This is a genomic window from Sphingobium sp. RS1 (assembly GCF_056156825.1).
In genome coordinates this window covers 336,092-352,175 of the sequence record NZ_JBLZXE010000002.1, presented here as the reverse complement: position 1 = coordinate 352,175, position 16,084 = coordinate 336,092, and the positions used below count along the sequence as shown (strand labels likewise).

Annotated in this window: 18 protein-coding genes; 12 read left to right on the top strand and 6 right to left on the bottom strand. The window is 63.5% G+C overall.

The genetic code is table 11. The features are described 5' to 3' along the window. Positions 1-31 precede the first annotated feature (31 nt). Together ACNHGR_RS03345 and ACNHGR_RS03340 are read right to left on the bottom strand one after the other, a co-directional pair. Complete coding sequence (locus ACNHGR_RS03345; protein ID WP_475284113.1) at positions 32-1,414, bottom strand: DEAD/DEAH box helicase; 1,383 nt, start codon at positions 1,412-1,414, stop codon at positions 32-34. A gap of 288 nt (positions 1,415-1,702) precedes the next feature. Then, positions 1,703-2,173 (bottom strand): pyridoxamine 5'-phosphate oxidase family protein, encoded by a 471-nt coding sequence (locus tag ACNHGR_RS03340; RefSeq protein ID WP_184271692.1) that lies wholly within the window; start codon positions 2,171-2,173, stop codon positions 1,703-1,705. Positions 2,174-2,283: 110 nt separating this feature from the next. Between ACNHGR_RS03340 and ACNHGR_RS03335 the strand changes: the two genes are divergently transcribed. From ACNHGR_RS03335 to ACNHGR_RS03285, 11 genes are all read left to right on the top strand, one after another. After that, positions 2,284-2,859 (top strand): NifU family protein, encoded by a 576-nt coding sequence (locus ACNHGR_RS03335; RefSeq protein ID WP_475284112.1) that lies wholly within the window; start codon positions 2,284-2,286, stop codon positions 2,857-2,859. A 96-nt stretch (positions 2,860-2,955) separates the two neighbouring features. Next, a complete protein-coding gene (gene tsaB, locus ACNHGR_RS03330) occupies positions 2,956-3,582 on the top strand; it encodes a tRNA (adenosine(37)-N6)-threonylcarbamoyltransferase complex dimerization subunit type 1 TsaB (protein ID WP_475284111.1) in 627 nt (208 codons plus the stop codon). Further along, the gene (locus ACNHGR_RS03325; protein WP_184264464.1) at positions 3,579-4,058 is read left to right on the top strand and encodes a GNAT family N-acetyltransferase; all 480 of its coding nucleotides are present in this window, start codon (positions 3,579-3,581) and stop codon (positions 4,056-4,058) included. The genes tsaB and ACNHGR_RS03325 overlap by 4 nt, the downstream gene beginning before the upstream one ends. A gap of 114 nt (positions 4,059-4,172) precedes the next feature. Then, positions 4,173-4,598, top strand: coding sequence for a Ros/MucR family transcriptional regulator (locus ACNHGR_RS03320; protein ID WP_184264462.1), 426 nt, complete (start codon positions 4,173-4,175; stop codon positions 4,596-4,598). Between the two features lie 122 nt (positions 4,599-4,720). Continuing rightward, entirely contained in the window at positions 4,721-5,143 is a 423-nt protein-coding gene (locus tag ACNHGR_RS03315; protein ID WP_056693986.1) for a Fur family transcriptional regulator, read from the top strand. Between the two features lie 6 nt (positions 5,144-5,149). Beyond that, positions 5,150-5,908, top strand: coding sequence for a lysophospholipid acyltransferase family protein (locus tag ACNHGR_RS03310; RefSeq protein WP_475284110.1), 759 nt, complete (start codon positions 5,150-5,152; stop codon positions 5,906-5,908). 8 nt (positions 5,909-5,916) lie between these two features. After that, on the top strand, positions 5,917-7,266 hold the full coding sequence (gene miaB, locus ACNHGR_RS03305) for a tRNA (N6-isopentenyl adenosine(37)-C2)-methylthiotransferase MiaB (RefSeq protein ID WP_475284109.1): 1,350 nt from the start codon (positions 5,917-5,919) through the stop codon (positions 7,264-7,266). 101 nt (positions 7,267-7,367) lie between these two features. Further along, on the top strand, positions 7,368-8,372 hold the full coding sequence (locus ACNHGR_RS03300; RefSeq protein WP_475284108.1) for a PhoH family protein: 1,005 nt from the start codon (positions 7,368-7,370) through the stop codon (positions 8,370-8,372). 105 nt (positions 8,373-8,477) lie between these two features. Continuing rightward, complete coding sequence (ybeY, locus tag ACNHGR_RS03295; protein WP_184264453.1) at positions 8,478-8,987, top strand: rRNA maturation RNase YbeY; 510 nt, start codon at positions 8,478-8,480, stop codon at positions 8,985-8,987. Between the two features lie 72 nt (positions 8,988-9,059). After that, the gene (locus ACNHGR_RS03290; RefSeq protein ID WP_475284107.1) at positions 9,060-9,995 is read left to right on the top strand and encodes a hemolysin family protein; all 936 of its coding nucleotides are present in this window, start codon (positions 9,060-9,062) and stop codon (positions 9,993-9,995) included. A 193-nt stretch (positions 9,996-10,188) separates the two neighbouring features. Beyond that, complete coding sequence (locus tag ACNHGR_RS03285; protein WP_475284106.1) at positions 10,189-11,676, top strand: DUF2142 domain-containing protein; 1,488 nt, start codon at positions 10,189-10,191, stop codon at positions 11,674-11,676. Here the strand turns inward: ACNHGR_RS03285 and ACNHGR_RS03280 are convergent. Genes ACNHGR_RS03280 through ACNHGR_RS03265 form a run of 4 tightly spaced genes read right to left on the bottom strand, consistent with a single transcriptional unit; the run spans position 11,656 to position 15,404 of the window. Then, on the bottom strand, positions 11,656-12,291 hold the full coding sequence (locus ACNHGR_RS03280; RefSeq protein ID WP_475284105.1) for a phosphatase PAP2 family protein: 636 nt from the start codon (positions 12,289-12,291) through the stop codon (positions 11,656-11,658). The two genes, ACNHGR_RS03285 and ACNHGR_RS03280, sit on opposite strands and share 21 nt — an antisense overlap. Continuing rightward, a complete protein-coding gene (lpdA, locus tag ACNHGR_RS03275) occupies positions 12,269-13,663 on the bottom strand; it encodes a dihydrolipoyl dehydrogenase (protein WP_475284104.1) in 1,395 nt (464 codons plus the stop codon). Before lpdA ends, ACNHGR_RS03280 begins: the two co-directional genes overlap by 23 nt. A gap of 17 nt (positions 13,664-13,680) precedes the next feature. Beyond that, the gene (locus ACNHGR_RS03270) at positions 13,681-14,097 is read right to left on the bottom strand and encodes an acyl-CoA thioesterase (RefSeq protein ID WP_184264443.1); all 417 of its coding nucleotides are present in this window, start codon (positions 14,095-14,097) and stop codon (positions 13,681-13,683) included. Next, positions 14,097-15,404, bottom strand: a complete 1,308-nt coding sequence (locus tag ACNHGR_RS03265) for a pyruvate dehydrogenase complex dihydrolipoamide acetyltransferase (RefSeq protein WP_475284103.1) — start codon at positions 15,402-15,404, stop codon at positions 14,097-14,099. The genes ACNHGR_RS03270 and ACNHGR_RS03265 overlap by 1 nt, the downstream gene beginning before the upstream one ends. Before the next feature lie 183 nt (positions 15,405-15,587). On the opposite strand from ACNHGR_RS03265, the gene ACNHGR_RS03260 reads away from it, so the two are divergent. Further along, positions 15,588-16,043, top strand: coding sequence for a universal stress protein (locus tag ACNHGR_RS03260; protein WP_184264439.1), 456 nt, complete (start codon positions 15,588-15,590; stop codon positions 16,041-16,043). Positions 16,044-16,084 lie beyond the last annotated feature (41 nt).

Sequence of the window (16,084 nt, the reverse complement as noted above, 5' to 3'; positions counted from 1 at the left end):
TGATGACCTCCCCCTTCTTCCGTTCCTTATATCAGCGCGGCGCGCCGGTGCGCTGGACGGCACCCTTGTGGGTGCCGACGCCACCGGGCTTGCGACGGCGACGGAAGGGCTTCTTCTCACCACCTTCCGAATCCGCGCGATGGGCGCGGTCGGCGCTGCCGCGGTGCTGCTTCTGGCCGTCCTGATAGCGACGCTGACCTTCGGCGCGTTTTGCCTGCTGCTGCGGCGTCTGGCTCGGCCCCTTGCGCGGCGCGGCCGGCTTGGGAAGGTTGCGCACGGCTTCCAGGAAATTCTCCGGCAGCGGCACGATTTCCGGCTTCACCTTGGTCGCCCGCTCGATCGCCTTCAGATAAGGCCGCTCGTCATCCGCCACGAAGCTGATTGCGATCCCGTCGGCCCCGGCGCGTGCGGTACGGCCGATGCGATGGACATATTGTTCGGGCACGTTGGGGATTTCGAAGTTGATGACATGGCTTACGCCCGACACGTCGATACCGCGCGCGGCGATGTCCGTCGCGACCAGCAGCTTCACCTTGCCCTGGCGAAAAGCCTGGAGCGCGGTGGTGCGCTGGCCCTGGCTCTTGTTGCCGTGGATCGCAAAGGCGTCGATCCCAGCCCCTTCCAGGAAGCGCACGACGCGGTCGGCGCCATGTTTGGTGCGGGTGAAGATGAGCGCGCGGTCGATATCCTCATTCTTGAGCACGATATGCAGCAGCGCCTGCTTTTCCGCCTGATTGACGAAGGTCAGCTGCTGGCGCACGCGCTCGGCCGTGGTCGATTGCGGGGCGACGCTGACCTTGACCGGATCGTTTAGGAACTGGCCGGCCAGCGCTTCGATCTCCTTGGGCATGGTGGCCGAGAAGAAGAGGTTCTGGCGGTCCTGCGGCAGCAGCTTGGCAACGCGCTTCAGGGGATGGATGAAGCCCATGTCCATCATCTGATCGGCTTCGTCGAGGACGAAGATTTCCGTGTCCTTGATGGTGAAGGCGCGCTGATCGATCAGGTCGAGCAGACGGCCCGGCGTCGCGACGACGATGTCGACGCCCGGCGCCAGAGCGCGGATCTGCTTGCCGATCGGCACGCCGCCGAACACGGTTTCCACCGACAGGCGCAGGAAGCGGCCATAGTCGCGGAAGCTCTGCGCGATCTGCGCGGCGAGTTCGCGGGTGGGCGACAACACCAGCATCCGGCAGCCCTTGATCGGGGTCGGCTTGGGATTGCAGGCGAAATAGTCGAGGCTGGGCAGCGCGAAGGCCGCGGTCTTGCCGGTGCCGGTCTGGGCGATGCCGCACAGGTCGCGGCCCTCCAGCAGGACGGGGATCGCCTTTTGCTGGATCGGCGTGGGATTGGCATATTTCTTGGCGGCGAGCGCCTTCAGGATCGGCTCAGAAAGGCCAAGATCGGTAAATTCCATGGATATTGCTCACAAGTCGGCCGGGCGCCGACTGTCTGCAAGACGCAGAGAGGGCGCAAGGCGGGTTACGAAACGACCCGCGTGAAAAGGGAAGCCTCAAGCTTGGCGCAGACTGTCATTGGCCGGTCCTTGCACCCTTCGGAGGAGAGGACGATCACGCTGCCAATCGCTATGGGGTCACGGGAACCTTCTGCTGCGCTGCGGCGCATATGAGGCAAGCGCAGGCAAAAAGCAAGCGGCCGCGGCATCATGCCACGGCCGCCGCCCTGTCATTCGAACTTCGTGAGGTCAGAGCGCCACTTCAGCATGCTTGCCCTGCATTTCGGCACGGACATCGCCGCCGAACAGCATCTTGAACACGCCCTTGAGCGACATGTCCGATCGCCAGATTTCAGCCGTGCCGAGGTCGAAGCGCAGCATCAGCAGGCTGGGATCGTTCCGGCCGCCCGGATACCAGGCTTCGACTTCCTTCGACCAATAGCGGTCGATGATCGCCGGATCGCTTTCCGGCGCCAACGTCCCGTCGATGCAGGCAAAGAGATTATGATCCTTCGCCGCGAATTGCGCCATGGCGGGGCCGCCCGGCGCGAGGCGATTGTCCCGCGACGTATAGAACCAGAAGCAATGATTGGCCTTCGGGTCCAGTTGCGCCGTCATCGGCAGGCTGTGTCCGGCAGTCCCAGCAAGGCCGACCATGAGAAAGGGGCTGGTCGACAGTTCAGCCCAGAAACGCTCCTTGATGTCGGTCGCATCGCTCATCATCCGAACTCCTTATCTCGTTTGACTCCTGTTCAGCATGTCAATTGACGGCGCCAAACGAAGTTCCCGAAACGCTTGATCTTCGCGGCATCCATCGCCACATGAGGGCCATGCTGATCGAGACTGAACTGACGCCCAATCCGGCGACCATCAAATTCCTGCCCGGCCGTGAGGTGATGGGCGCCGGCACGCGCGATTTTGCGACGCCCGAGGAAGCCGAAGCTTCCCCGCTGGCCGATGCGCTGTTCAGCCTTGGCGACGTGACCGGCGTGTTCTTCGGCAGCCACTTCGTGTCGGTGACGATCGCACCCGGCGCCGAATGGTCGGACGTGAAGCCTGACGTGCTCGCTACCTTGCTCGAACATTTTTCGGCCAACATGCCGCTGTTCGCCCCCGGCACCGCGGCGGGCATCAACGTCCCCCCCGACGAGGCCGATTTCGCCCACGATCCCGAAGATGCCGAGATCGTCGAGCAGATCCGCGAACTGATCGATACGCGCGTGCGCCCGGCTGTGGCCAATGACGGTGGGGACATCGTCTATCGCGGTTTCGACAAGGGCACGGTCTATCTGCAAATGCAGGGCGCCTGCTCGGGATGCCCGTCGTCCAGCGCGACGCTCAAGAACGGCATCGAGCAGTTGCTCAAACATTATGTCCCCGAAGTGACCGAGGTGCGCGCAGTCTGATCGCGCGCCTTCGACCTGCGACATTTGGCAAATCCGGACGGATGGACTAACCGCAGGACGAATCCACATGACGTGGATGCGTAAGGGGAGTATCGTTTGCGCCTTCTGGTGATCGACACCGCCACCCAGGCCCTGTCCGTCGCGCTGCTGGAGAATGGGGCGCCGATCGGCCGCTTCCATCACGTCGTCGGACGCGGCCATGCCGAAGCCTTGCTGCCCGCCATCGCCGCGCTGCCCGATGGCGGGCGCGCGGATGCGATCGCCGTGAATGTGGGACCGGGCAGTTTTACCGGCGTGCGGATCGGCATCGCCGCGGCGCGCGCATTGGCGCTGGCCTGGTCGATACCCTTGCAGGGCTATAGCGCGCCATCGCTGATCGCGGCCATGGCTGCGCAGGCGCATGACGGCAGGCCGATCGCCGTGACGATTACCGGCGGCCATGGCGAACTTTTCTGGCAATGTTTCACGGCCGACGGATTGCAGGCGACCAGTGCCATTGCCTCCACGCCGATCGCCGAACTGGCGACGACGCTCGATGCGGCGACATTTTACGGCACCGGCGCCGAAGCGCTGGTCACGGCGCGCGGCGATGGCGTGGCTGTCAGCCTCTATCCCGATGCAGCCCATTATGGACTGATCGAACAGTTGGCTCCACTCCCGCCTAGCCCAATCTATGGTCGCGGCGCTGATGCCAAGACCATGGCGGAACGCGCCGCGTCATGATCCCCGCCGTGCAACTCGACACCTATGACGAAGGTGAGCGCAATGCGCTGGGCGATGCGATGGACGTGATGGTCCGCGCCTTCGACCCGGCCTATGGCGAAGCCTGGACCCTGTCGCAACTGTCCGGCGTGATGCTGATGCCCGGCACGTGGCTTACGGTCGCGCGACTGGATGCTGCCCCGCTGGGTTTCGCGCTGGTGCGATCGGTGCTGGACGAATGCGAATTGCTGCTGCTGGCGGTCGATCCACTCTGGCGCGGACGCGGCGTCGGCGAGACGCTGTTGCGGCATAGCCTGCACATTGCCCGCCGCAGGGGCATCACTTCAATGAACCTGGAAGTGCGTTCTACGAATAAGGCCGTCAAACTATACGAGAAAACCGGTTTCGAATATGTACATCGTCGCCCCGGTTACTATCGCGGTAGTGACGGTCAACTTCATGACGCGCTCAGTTTCCGCATCGACATGCTGGCCTGATACAATAGGCTCTTGCGAAATCCAGCGGCAAGGTCTAGCGAACATAATACCGCTCCTGAAACAAATTCCTCGGGCGGGTCGCACAACAATATAGCCTTGTAGGAAACGGTAAAAATGGAAACCGAATCGGCTCAGAGCGAGCTGCTCATTACTTTGACGTCGGACATCGTCGCTGCGCATGTCTCGAACAACAGCGTCGCCGTCTCCGACGTGTCTTCCCTGATCCAGAATGTGCATGCCGCACTCTCCAGCCTCAGCCAGCCCGCGCCTGTACCGGAAGTGAAGCCGGAACCCGCCGTTTCGGTGCGTTCGTCGATCAAGCCAGACTACATCATCTGCCTGGAAGACGGCAAGAAGCTGAAGATGCTGAAGCGCCACCTGATGACCCATTATCAGATGACGCCGGAAGATTATCGCGCCAAGTGGGGCCTGCCGGCCGACTATCCGATGGTCGCCCCCAACTATGCCGAACAGCGTCGCAGCCTGGCCAAGAAGATCGGCCTCGGCACAAAGCGTCGCCGCACCGGTCGCGGGAAATAATCCGCACGACGGCCAGAACCGTTTGACGGAAAGGGGCGCGTCGCTGACGCGCCCCTTTCCTGTTTGGGGAAAAGCCGCTAGGCTTTGCCCGACCTTTCGCAAAAGCAATCAAGCGAGCCTGCATGAACCGCAAAATCGACGTCGAAGCCCTGTGTCACGAAAAGGGGCTGCGCATCACCGAACAGCGTCGCGTGATCGCGCAGGTGCTGAGTGACGCCACCGACCATCCCGATGTCGAGGAACTGCACAAACGTTCCGCCGCCATCGACCCCGGCATCTCCATAGCGACGGTGTATCGCACCGTGCGCTTGTTCGAAGAAGCCGGCATCCTCGATCGCCACGACTTCGGCGACGGTCGCGCCCGTTACGAGGCCGCGCCGGAATCCCATCACGACCATTTGATCGATGTCGAGACGGGTAACGTCATAGAATTCGTCGATCCCGAACTGGAACTGCTCCAGAAGCAGATCGCCGAGAAGCTGGGCTTCCGCCTGGTCGATCACCGCATGGAACTGTACGGCGTCGCGCTCGACCGCAAGGACTGACCGAGCTTGGCCAGCGTCCGTCGCCTTTTGCGGATAGGCGCGCTGGCCGGCAGCCTTCTGCTCTGCCTCATCCCCCATTTGCTGTGGCGCATCGCGCGCCGCCCCTCCCCCTGGCCGCGGCGCTTCCTGGCGCTCGCGGCCCGGTCCGTCGGGGTACGGGTCAGGACTGAGGGACAAGCTTGTGCAGGCGACATGTTCCTGCTCGCCAACCATGTCAGCTGGATCGACATATTGGCACTAGGCGGCGCGACCGGCGCCGCTTTCGTCTCGCATGACGGCGTGGCGCGCTGGCCGGTGATCGGCTGGCTGGCGGCGCAGAACAACACTTTGTTCGTCGCGCGCGAACGGCGCGGGGCGCTGTCAGGCCAGTTGGATGCGTTGCGCGCGGCGCTGCTGGGCCATCAGCCGGTGGTGCTCTTTCCCGAAGGCACGACCAGCGACGGCACCGGCCTGCTGCCGTTCAAGCCGTCATTGCTGGCGGTTCTTCTGCCCCCACCACGCGCGGTAATGATCCAGCCCGTGCATATCGACTACGGCCCGGAAACCCCGGCGATCGCCTGGCATGGGGATGAGGCGGCGGGCGCCAATGCAATGCGGATATTGGGGCGCAAGGGGGCGACGACGGTCATGTTGCGCTTCCTGCCGCCATTCGATCCTGCCGCTTGCGCCGATCGCAAGGCGATCGCGGCCATGGCTCGCGATCAGATCGCCGTCAGCATATCGGCGCATCAGCACCCTTCCGCTTCCGCGTTACCGCCTGTATAGCTGAATCGATGAATTGTACCGACGCCCCAAAGACTCCAGCGACTTTCCACGTCAAATCCTTCGGCTGCCAGATGAACGTCTATGATGGCGAGCGCATGGCCGAGATGCTTGGGACGAAGGGCATGACGGCCGCAGCGGACGGCGCCGAGGCCGATCTCGTCATCCTCAACACCTGCCACATCCGCGAAAAGGCGGTGGACAAGGTCTATTCCGACATCGGCCGCATGGTGCGCGACGATGGCAGCCGCCCGATGATCGCCGTCGCCGGCTGCGTCGCGCAGGCCGAAGGGAGCGAAATCCAGCGCCGGGCGCGCAATGTCGACATCGTCGTCGGCCCGCAGGCCTATCACCGCCTGCCCGACCTGATCGACAAGGTCGGTCGCGGCGAGGAAGCCGTCGACACCGACATGCCGCTCGCATCCAAGTTCGGCGCCCTGCCCGCCCGCACCAAGCAGGCGCGGCCCACCGCCTTCCTGACGATCATGGAAGGGTGCGACAAATTCTGCACCTATTGCGTGGTGCCCTATACGCGCGGTGCGGAAATCAGCCGTTCGTGGAGCGCGATCATCGACGAAGCCAAGGCGCTGGTCGACGGCGGCGTGCGCGAAATCACGCTGCTGGGCCAGAATGTCAACGCCTGGACCGGCGAGGATGACAAGGGCCGCATGCAGGGCATGGACGGGCTGGCCCGCGAACTGGCGAAGATCAGCGACCTCAAGCGTATCCGCTATACCACCAGCCATCCCAACGACATGAGCGACGGCCTGATCGTCGCCCATGGCGACGAGCCCAAGCTGATGCCCTTCCTGCATCTGCCGGTACAGTCGGGCAATGACCGCATCCTCAAGGCCATGAACCGCAGCCATAGCGTCGACAGCTATTTGCGGATCATCGAGCGGGTGCGCGAGGCGCGTCCGGACATTGCCCTGTCGGGCGACTTCATCGTCGGCTTCCCCGGCGAAACCGACGCCGAGTTCGAGGATACGCTCAAGATCGTCGAGCAGGTGCGCTACGCCCAATGCTACAGCTTCAAATATAGCCCCCGCCCCGGCACGCCGGCCGCCGACATGGATCATCAGATCCCGATGGCGGTCATGGACGAACGGCTGGCGCGCTTGCAGGCGCTGATCAACCGGCATCAGGTGGCGTTCAACGCCGCCACCGTGGGCCGCACCACCGATATTCTCCTTGAGCGCAAGGGCCGTTATCCCGGCCAGCTCATCGGCAAGTCGCCCTGGCTCCAGTCGGTCGTCGTGACCGCACCGGACCTTGCCATTGGCGACATGGTCGACGTCGACATCACCAGCGCCGGTCCCAATAGTCTGGCCGGCGAACTCAGCAGGAGGAAGGCCGCTTGAACCAAAGCCTCGTCAATCCCGCATGTCCGGGAACCCAAATCCCCCGCACCCGGTTGCGAACCGGACGACCGAGGGGAATGACGAGCGAGGGAGGCTGCTGAATGTCGAAGAAACCCAACCAGAACCACCGGTCCGACGTGACCGAGCGCGCGCGGCTGGAAGTCTCGTTCGACCGGCCACATCTGCTGACGACCCTGTTTGGCCAATATGACCAAAATCTCGTCGCGATCGAGAACCGGCTGGGCGTCTATATCGCCGCGCGGGGCAACAAGTTGCAGATCGAGGGCGAGGCTGAAGCCGCCAACCGCGCCCGCGACGTGATGACCGGCCTCTACAACCGTATCGTCGCCGGGCAGCAGATCGACAGCGGTGCGGTGGAGGCGGTGATCGCCATGTCGGCCGAACCGACGCTGGACGGCATCATCCGCCATGACGTCGCCGAACCGCCCAAGGTGATGATCCGTACGCGCAAGAAGACGATCGTGCCGCGGTCCGCCACGCAGGTCGCCTATATGGAGGCGCTCAACCGGAACGACATCATCTTCGCGCTCGGCCCGGCAGGCACCGGCAAGACCTATCTGGCGGTGGCGCAGGCGGTCAGCCAACTCATCACCGGCAGCGTCGATCGGCTGATCCTGTCGCGCCCGGCGGTGGAGGCCGGCGAGAAGCTGGGCTTCCTGCCCGGCGACATGAAGGAGAAGGTCGATCCCTATCTCCGTCCGATCTACGACGCGCTGCATGATACGCTGCCGGCGGAGCAGGTCGAGCGGCGGATCGCATCCGGCGAGATCGAGATCGCGCCGCTGGCCTTCATGCGCGGACGCACGCTGGCCAACGCCTTCATCGTGCTGGACGAGGCGCAGAATACCACCATCGCCCAGATGAAGATGTTCCTGACCCGCTTCGGCGAAGGCAGCCGCATGGTCATTTGCGGCGACCCCAAACAGGTCGACCTGCCGCAGCCGGGCATTTCGGGCCTGGCCGATGCCGTCGCGCGACTGGATGGCGTGGAAGGCATCGCCATGGTGCCCTTCGGCATCGGCGACGTCGTGCGTCATCCGGTGGTCGGGCGTATCGTCCAGGCCTATGAGGGGCCGGATGCCTGATTTAATTCAATGTCCGTTCGGTTCGAGCAGCTTCGAGCGTGTCGAGAAGCGTCAGTCGAGAACGGTTCTCGACACGCTCGAACCGAACGGTGAGGTGTTGATAAAATGATTGAAGTTGCCGTCCTCCATGAAGAAGGCTGGCCCGGTATCGACTGGGAATTTCTCGCCCAGCGCGCCGTCAGCACCGCCATCGCGCACAGCCCCTATGCGGCCTTCGCAGCCGATCAGACGCTGTATGAAGTGGCGGTCAAGCTGACGTCGGATGAGGAGGTCCACAGCCTGAACCGCGCCTATCGGGACAAGGACAAGCCGACCAACGTCCTGTCCTTTCCGATGGTGCAGGACGACCTGCTCCAGGCCACCGCCAATACCGACGATGGCGAAGTGCTGCTGGGCGATATCGTGCTGGCGGAGGGCGTTTGTGCCGCCGAAGCGGCGGAGAAGGGCATTTCCGTTGCAGACCATGCCACGCATCTGATTGTCCATGGGACTTTTCATTTGCTTGGTTATGACCATATGGACGACAATGAAGCCGAAGCAATGGAAGCGCTGGAGATTGCAGCGCTCCTGAGCATGGGTTTGTCCGATCCCTATGGGGATCGAGAGAGCGTTTGATGGTCGCGTTTTCCGAGCCAGCGGGTGTTCCACCCGCCTCGAAAACGCTCAAATAGGGGAATAGAGCGAATCATGGCCGACGGCAGTCCGAAGGACGGCACCTCTTCGAAAGAAGCGGACAGTAGCAACGAGGGCGGCTTATGGAGCGGCATCAAGTCGCTTCTGTTCGGCGAGGGTGAGGAAACCAGTCTCCGCAAGGAACTGGAAGAAGCGCTCGACGAATATGACGAGGATGAGCAGGACGAAAATCCGCCCGCCAAGGGCGATCTGTCCGCGATCGAGCGCCAGATGGTGCGCAACCTGCTCCATTTTTCCGAACATACGGTCGATGACGTCGCCGTGCCCCGCGCGGACATCATTGCGATCGAGGAAAAGGCGAGCTTCGCCGAACTGGCGGACCTGTTCGCCGAGGCCGGGCATAGCCGCGTGCCGGTCTATCGCGGGACGCTCGACACCATCGTCGGCATGATCCACATCCGCGATGCTTTCGCCATCCTGGCCGGCAAGGCGCCGGTTCCAGAGACGCTGGAGACGCTGATCCGTCAGCCGCTCTATGTACCTGAAAGCATGGGTGCACTCGACCTGCTGGCCGAAATGCGCGCCAAGCGCACCCATCTTGCGATCGTGCTGGACGAATATTCCGGCACGGAAGGTCTGCTGACCTTCGAGGATCTGGTCGAGGAAATCGTCGGCGACGTCGAGGACGAGCATGACGATGCACCCGAGGCCATGCTGGTGCCGCTCGACGGGGGGCTGTGGGACGCCGATGCGCGCGCCGAACTGGACGATGTCGCCAAAGAAATCGACGAAAAGCTGGGCGAGGTCGAGGAAGATGTCGATACGTTGGGCGGCCTCGCCTTCGTGCTGGCGGGCCGCGTGCCCGAACCGGGCGAGATTGTCGAACATGCGCCGAGCGGCTGGAAACTGGAGATCGTCGCCAGCGACGGCCGCCGCGTCACCCGCCTGCGCCTACATCCGCCGGTCGACCGGGAAGAGGTGGAGGAATAATCCCTCCACCAGACATGCCCCCTGGCAATTTTTCGATACAGAGGCGAAATATTAAGCCTGCGCGCGCATAGCTTGTCAGAACCGAGCTTGGCGAGCGCAGCGGGCAACCTGCCGAAACGGCAATGGATTGCTACGTTGCATCTGCCATAGGGGCATGAGGCGCAATGTCGCGCTTCGACGAACATGGCAGGCAATGCGAAACGAGCGTAGCAAATTTCAGAGCGGCGGCAGTGCGGACATGATGTTCGCGGCGCCATGGACGCCGATCGAGACATTGCTGCTGGCCGTGCTGTGCGCCGCGACCTTGTTCTTCACGGTCATCACCCCGCCCTTCCAGGCGCCGGACGAGAACCAGCATTATATGAAAGCGCTGGCGCTGGCGCAGGGCGATGTGCTGACCCGGCAGCAGGGCGCGGCGATCGGCATCGACCTGCCCCGCGCGGCACTGGACATTCACGCCGTCGATTTCCCGACCGATGTGGCACCCACGATACGCAAGTTCGAACGGGGACAGATCGGCAAAAGCGCGGAGGCCGACGAAAGCCGCACCGGCACCGCCTTTGCCGATTTCCCCAATGTCGCCAGCTATGCGCCCAGCCTCTATGCGCCCGGTGCGGTTGGGTTGACGATGGGCAAGGCGATAGGCCTGCCATGGATCGACACCTTCTATGCCGGGCGACTGGTCAATGCGCTGACCGGCCTGCTGTTGCTGATCGCGGCGCTGCGCCTGCTGCCGTTCGGGCGCAACGCTCTGCTGACGACCGCGCTGCTGCCGACCTTCGCCTATCAAACGGGGTCGCTGTCCCCCGATGCGGTCATCAACGGGCTGGGCTTTGTCGGACTGGCGCTGGCGCTGCGCACCGGATTCATGACGGCGACGCCGGCCCGATCCGCCGCCTTGCTGGTGACCGGGCCGCTGCTGGCACTGTGCAAGGGCGTCTATCTGCCGCTGATGGCGGCAGGGCTGCGATGGCAGCAGCATCGCCGCGATTTGCGACCGGGCCTGATCCTGGGCGCGATGGCGTTGGGGGCTTTCGCCTTCGTCGGATGGATGCATTTTTCCGGTGGCAGCCAGGCGCTCTATCATATCCAGTCGCGCCGAACCGGCGAGACGATGATGACCGCACCTCTGGGCGACCAGCTCAAGATCGTGCTGCATGATCCGCTGACCTATATCCGCATTCTTGTGAGCAGCGTGATCGAGCGTGCGCCCGTCTATGCGTTGCAGATCGTCGGGCGCTTCGGCTGGAACGCCATATTACTGCCGCTGCTGGCTTATCCCCTGGGCGCGCTCATGCTGGGCGCGGGTATCGCCAACGGGAGCGGTGCGCGCTTCGGAATCGGTCAACGACTCTGGTGGCTGGCGGTGGCCGCTGGGGTCGCATTGCTGATCGAGACGGCCATGTATCTGACCGGGACACCGCTGGGCGCAGACTATATTCAGGGGACGCAGGGGCGCTATTTCCTGCCTGTCCTGCCGCTGGTGCTGATCGCCCTGTCACCGGCGGAAGCCGTGCGAGGCGCGCAAAAACTGTTTGCCATCGCCGCGATCCTGTTGGCTGTGATCGCTGCGGCAACCGTGTTCGACAGTTTCTGGGTGCATGGCTTCATCACCAGTGACGGCATGCCGCCACATAGCAGCATCGGCCGCGCGCTCCTGCTACCCTCGCCGCGCTGGTAGCCAGATCGCGCAGAAGGCGAGCCAGCCCAGCCCCTCGATCCAGCCGGCCATGACGTCGCTGGGCCAATGAACACCGAGCCAGACGCGGCTGATGCCGATCAGGGCGATGATGGCGGCCGCGGCCCAATAGCCGGCAGGTCGCGCGATCAGCATCGCCAGCGCGCCGAAGAACATCATGTTGCCCGCCGCGTGACCGCTGGGGAAGCTGTAGGTATGAACGATGTCCAGATGCGGCAGCAGATCGGGGCGGGGCGCCGCGAATATCTGCTTGAGGATGAGGTTGAGCGCCGTGCCGCCGGCCATCATCGCCGCCAGCCAATAGGCGTCCTTTCGGCGACCGGCCCGGAATAGCGCCCCCAGTGACAGGGCCAGCAAGATCAGCCGCCCCGCCGTTCCACCGATTGCGGAGGCGCTCCGCATCCATGGCGTGACATGCTGTCCCACAGCGCTATCGCGCGCCATCCCCGCCCGCTCCATCAGCCCAATGTTGAGCCCGGCGAGCCAGCCATATCGCTGCATCAGGGCGATGGCCAATACGCAAAAAAGCGCGAGAGCCAGAGCCCCCGCGCCTTTTGCTGGCGACATCCGCCGATCAAATATGGAGCGCACGCCCATAGGCCGCGAGCACGCTTTCGTGCATGGATTCGCTGATCGTGGGATGCGGGAAGACGGTGTGCATCAGTTCCGCCTCGGTCGTCTCCAGCGTCTTGCCGATGGTATAGCCCTGGATCATTTCCGTGACTTCCGCGCCGACCATATGCGCGCCTAGCAATTCGCCGGTTTTGGCGTCGAAAACCGTCTTGGTGAAGCCTTCCGCCTCGCCCAGCGCGATCGCCTTGCCATTGCCGATGAAGGGGAACATGCCGACCTTCACGTCATAGCCCGCTTCCTTCGCCTTGGCTTCGGTCAGGCCGACGCTGGCGATCTGCGGGTGACAATAGGTGCAGCCCGGAATGTTGCGTACGTCCATGGCGTGCGGATGCTTGCCGGCGATCGCTTCGGCAGCGATCACGCCTTCATGGCTCGCCTTGTGCGCCAGCCATGGCGGCGCGGTGACGTCACCAATCGCCCAGATGCCATCGACGCTGGTCTTGCACATCGGATCGGTGACGATATGGCCCCGCTCCGTCTTGATGCCCAACTCCTCCAAGCCGATATTCTCGGTATTGGGAACAATGCCGATCGCGACGATGACATGGCTGTAGTCGCCGCTGACGACCTTGCCGTCCTTGTCCTTGATAGCCGCCTTCACGCCGTTCGCGCCGACATCCAGCTTGTCGACGCCAGCGCCGGTCAGGATGGTCATGCCCTGCTTCTTGAGCGCCTTTTCGAGGAAGACGGACACGTCCTTGTCCTCGACGGGAACGATGCGGTCCATCATCTCGACCACGGTGACGTCGGCGCCCATGTCATTATAGAAGCTGGCGAACTCAATACCGATCGCGCCCGAACCAATGACCAGCAGCTTGCTCGGCATTTCGGGCGGGGTCATGGCGTGGCGATAGGTCCACACCCGCTTGCCGTCGGCCTTGGCGAAGGGCAGGTCGCGGGCGCGGGCGCCAGTCGCGACGATGATGTTCTTCGCCGTCAGTTCCTCGGCCTTGCCGTCCTTCGTGACGGTCAGCTTGCCTTTCGCGACCAGCTTGCCGTCGCCCATATGGACGGTGATCTTGTTCTTCTTCATCAGATGCGTGACGCCCTGATTAAGCTGCTTGGCAACGCCGCGCGAGCGCTTCACGACGGCGGCGATGTCGGCGCTGATCTTCTCGGCGGCCAGACCATAATCGCCGGCATGCTGCATATAATGGAAGATTTCGGCCGAGCGGAGCAGCGCCTTCGTGGGAATGCAACCCCAGTTGAGGCAGATACCGCCCAGATTTTCGCGCTCCACGATCGCGGTCTTCAGGCCCAACTGAGCCGAACGGATGGCGGCCACATAGCCGCCGGGGCCGGAACCCAGAACGATGACGTCGTAATTCTCAGTCATGGTCAATCTCTCTATTCTTACTTCGCCGCGCCGGTTTCGGTCGGCATGGGCGGAACGGAACGGGGCTGGCGATCTTCACCGATCGCCACGAAGCTGAAGGTCGCGTGGGTGACGCGATAGGAACGGTCGTCATGCCGGGCGCGGCGCCACGCTTCTACATAGATTTTCATCGACGTGCGCCCGACGGATTTGAGCGTTGCAAAAACCGAAACCTCGTCGCCGACGACGACCGGACGCAGGAAGGTCATCCCTTCCACCGCGATGGTCACGGCGCGGCCATGGCTGTGCCGGGCGGCGACGGAGCCCGCTGCCGAGTCCATCACGCTCATCAGCCAGCCGCCGAAAATATCCCCATAGGGATTGGTATCGGTCGGCATGGCGATGACCCGCACCGCCGGACTGAAATCCGGCGGGGTTTCGTCGACATAGGCCATCAGGCGAGCAGGCCCATCGGGTTTTCGATCAGTTGCTTGAACGCCTGCATCAGACGGGCGCCATCGGCGCCGTCGATCGCGCGGTGATCGAAGCTGCCGGTGGCCGACATGACAGTCGCGATCTGGACCGAGTCATCGACAATATAGGGGCGCTTCTCACCCGCGCCGATCGCCATGATCATGGCCTGGGGCGGATTGATGACGGCTTCGAACTGCTTGATGCCGAACATGCCCATGTTGGACAGCGAGGCGGTGCCGCCCTGATATTCCTCGGGCTTGAGCTTGCCGTCCTTGGCGCGGGTGGCGAGATCCTTCATCGCGGTCGAGATGGAGGCCACGCCCTTGCCGGCGGCGTCGGTGACGATCGGGGTTATCAGGCCACCGGGGATCGACACGGCGACGCTGATGTCGGCGCGCTTGAATTGCAGCATCTGATCGCCGGCGAACTGCACGTTGCACTCGGGCACCTGCTCCAGCGCGACGCCCAGCGCCTTGATCAGCAGATCGTTGACCGACAGCTTCACCTTGCGGCTTTCGAGGCCCGCATTGAGTTCGCCGCGCAGCTTGAGCAGCTTGTCGAGCTGAATGTCGACGGTGAGATAGATGTGCGGCACCTGCTGCTTGGACTCGGTCAGGCGGCGCGCGATCGTCTTGCGCATGCCGCTGAGCTTGACGACATCGTGCGGAATACCGAAATCCTGCGCGGCGGCGGCGACCGGTGCAGGCGCGGCAGCAGCCGGGGCAGTGGCGGCGGGCGCAGCAGCAGCCGGAGCGGCGGCAGCGGCGCCGGGCTTGGCACCTTCAATGTCGGCCTTCACGATGCGGCCGTTGGTGCCCGAACCAGCGACGCTGGCCAGATCGATGCCCTTGGCTTCGGCAAGGCGGCGGGCCAGCGGGCTGGCCTTGATGCGATCGCCCGAGGACACGGCGGGGGTAGCGGCAGCCTTGGCCGGCACGGCGTCGGCTTTGGGCGCCGGGGCAGCGGCTTCGGGCTTTTCGGGAACCGGGTCGGCCTTGGGAGCCGGGGCAGCACCACCGCCGGCAGCAGCAGCGGCAACATCTTCGCCTTCTTCGGCGATGATGGCGATGACGGTGCCGACCTTCACGCCTTCGCTGCCTTCGGACACCAGGATCTTGGCGATCACGCCTTCATCCACGGCCTCAAATTCCATCGTCGCCTTATCGGTCTCGATTTCGGCGAGCAGGTCACCGGACGACACAGTATCGCCTTCCTTGACCAGCCATTTGGCCAGCGTCCCTTCCTCCATAGTCGGGGACAAAGCGGGCATCTGGATCGTCTTGCTCATGCTTTCGGGCCTCTTCTTGGCTTTACGGCTTTGGTCGTTGTGGCCGTGTTTTCACCCATTCGCCGCTTTGGTCAAGCGACGGCTTGCCAGACCCGCTTTTATGGCTCACATTTTACCGCTATGGTTAGATGGCACCTTTTGTAGAAACATTGGGCCATAAATAGCATGCGGGAGCGATAAGAAGTGCGGACATATCTGGTCGTCGTGGACGAATCGCCGGAAGCCGAAACCGCGCTGCGCTTCGCTGCGCGCCGCGCTGCCAAGACCGGGGGCGCCGTCCGCATCCTCGCCCTCATTCCGCCGGCCGAATTTGTCCAGTGGGGCGGCGTGCAGGCGACGATGGAGGACGAGGCGCTGCAACGGGCCGAGGCATTGGTGACCAGCGCAGCGGGCACGCTGACCGATGAATCCGGCATTCGCCCCAGCATCACCGTGCGTCAGGGTGAGGCCGTCGCCGTGGTGCGCGGTACGCTGGAGGAAATGGACGATGTCGCAGCATTGGTTCTAGGGGCGGCGGCTAGCGGCAATCCCGGCAAACTAGTGTCTCACTTTGCCGGCGCCGATGCGGGCAAATTGCCCTGCCCGCTGATGATCATTCCGGGCGGGCTGGACAGCGAGGCGATCGACCGGCTGAGTTAATTTCCGTCATTGCGAGCGTAGCGAAGCAATCCACCGGCGCT

Excerpts from the sequence above, each read along its gene's own strand:
- miaB (WP_475284109.1), top strand. The coding sequence starts at position 5,917 with ATGAATTGTACCGACGCCCCAAAGACTCCAGCGACTTTCCACGTCAAA.
- ACNHGR_RS03325 (WP_184264464.1), top strand. The coding sequence starts at position 3,579 with ATGATCCCCGCCGTGCAACTCGACACCTATGACGAAGGTGAGCGCAAT.
- ACNHGR_RS03270 (WP_184264443.1), bottom strand. The coding sequence starts at position 14,097 with ATGGCCTATGTCGACGAAACCCCGCCGGATTTCAGTCCGGCGGTGCGG.
- ACNHGR_RS03340 (WP_184271692.1), bottom strand. The coding sequence starts at position 2,173 with ATGAGCGATGCGACCGACATCAAGGAGCGTTTCTGGGCTGAACTGTCG.
- ACNHGR_RS03290 (WP_475284107.1), top strand. The coding sequence starts at position 9,060 with ATGGCCGACGGCAGTCCGAAGGACGGCACCTCTTCGAAAGAAGCGGAC.
- ACNHGR_RS03285 (WP_475284106.1), top strand. The coding sequence starts at position 10,189 with ATGCGAAACGAGCGTAGCAAATTTCAGAGCGGCGGCAGTGCGGACATG.
- ACNHGR_RS03265 (WP_475284103.1), bottom strand. The coding sequence starts at position 15,404 with ATGAGCAAGACGATCCAGATGCCCGCTTTGTCCCCGACTATGGAGGAA.
- ybeY (WP_184264453.1), top strand. The coding sequence starts at position 8,478 with ATGATTGAAGTTGCCGTCCTCCATGAAGAAGGCTGGCCCGGTATCGAC.
- ACNHGR_RS03320 (WP_184264462.1), top strand. The coding sequence starts at position 4,173 with ATGGAAACCGAATCGGCTCAGAGCGAGCTGCTCATTACTTTGACGTCG.
- ACNHGR_RS03280 (WP_475284105.1), bottom strand. The coding sequence starts at position 12,291 with ATGGGCGTGCGCTCCATATTTGATCGGCGGATGTCGCCAGCAAAAGGC.
- ACNHGR_RS03315 (WP_056693986.1), top strand. The coding sequence starts at position 4,721 with ATGAACCGCAAAATCGACGTCGAAGCCCTGTGTCACGAAAAGGGGCTG.
- ACNHGR_RS03335 (WP_475284112.1), top strand. The coding sequence starts at position 2,284 with ATGCTGATCGAGACTGAACTGACGCCCAATCCGGCGACCATCAAATTC.
- ACNHGR_RS03300 (WP_475284108.1), top strand. The coding sequence starts at position 7,368 with ATGTCGAAGAAACCCAACCAGAACCACCGGTCCGACGTGACCGAGCGC.
- ACNHGR_RS03345 (WP_475284113.1), bottom strand. The coding sequence starts at position 1,414 with ATGGAATTTACCGATCTTGGCCTTTCTGAGCCGATCCTGAAGGCGCTC.
- lpdA (WP_475284104.1), bottom strand. The coding sequence starts at position 13,663 with ATGACTGAGAATTACGACGTCATCGTTCTGGGTTCCGGCCCCGGCGGC.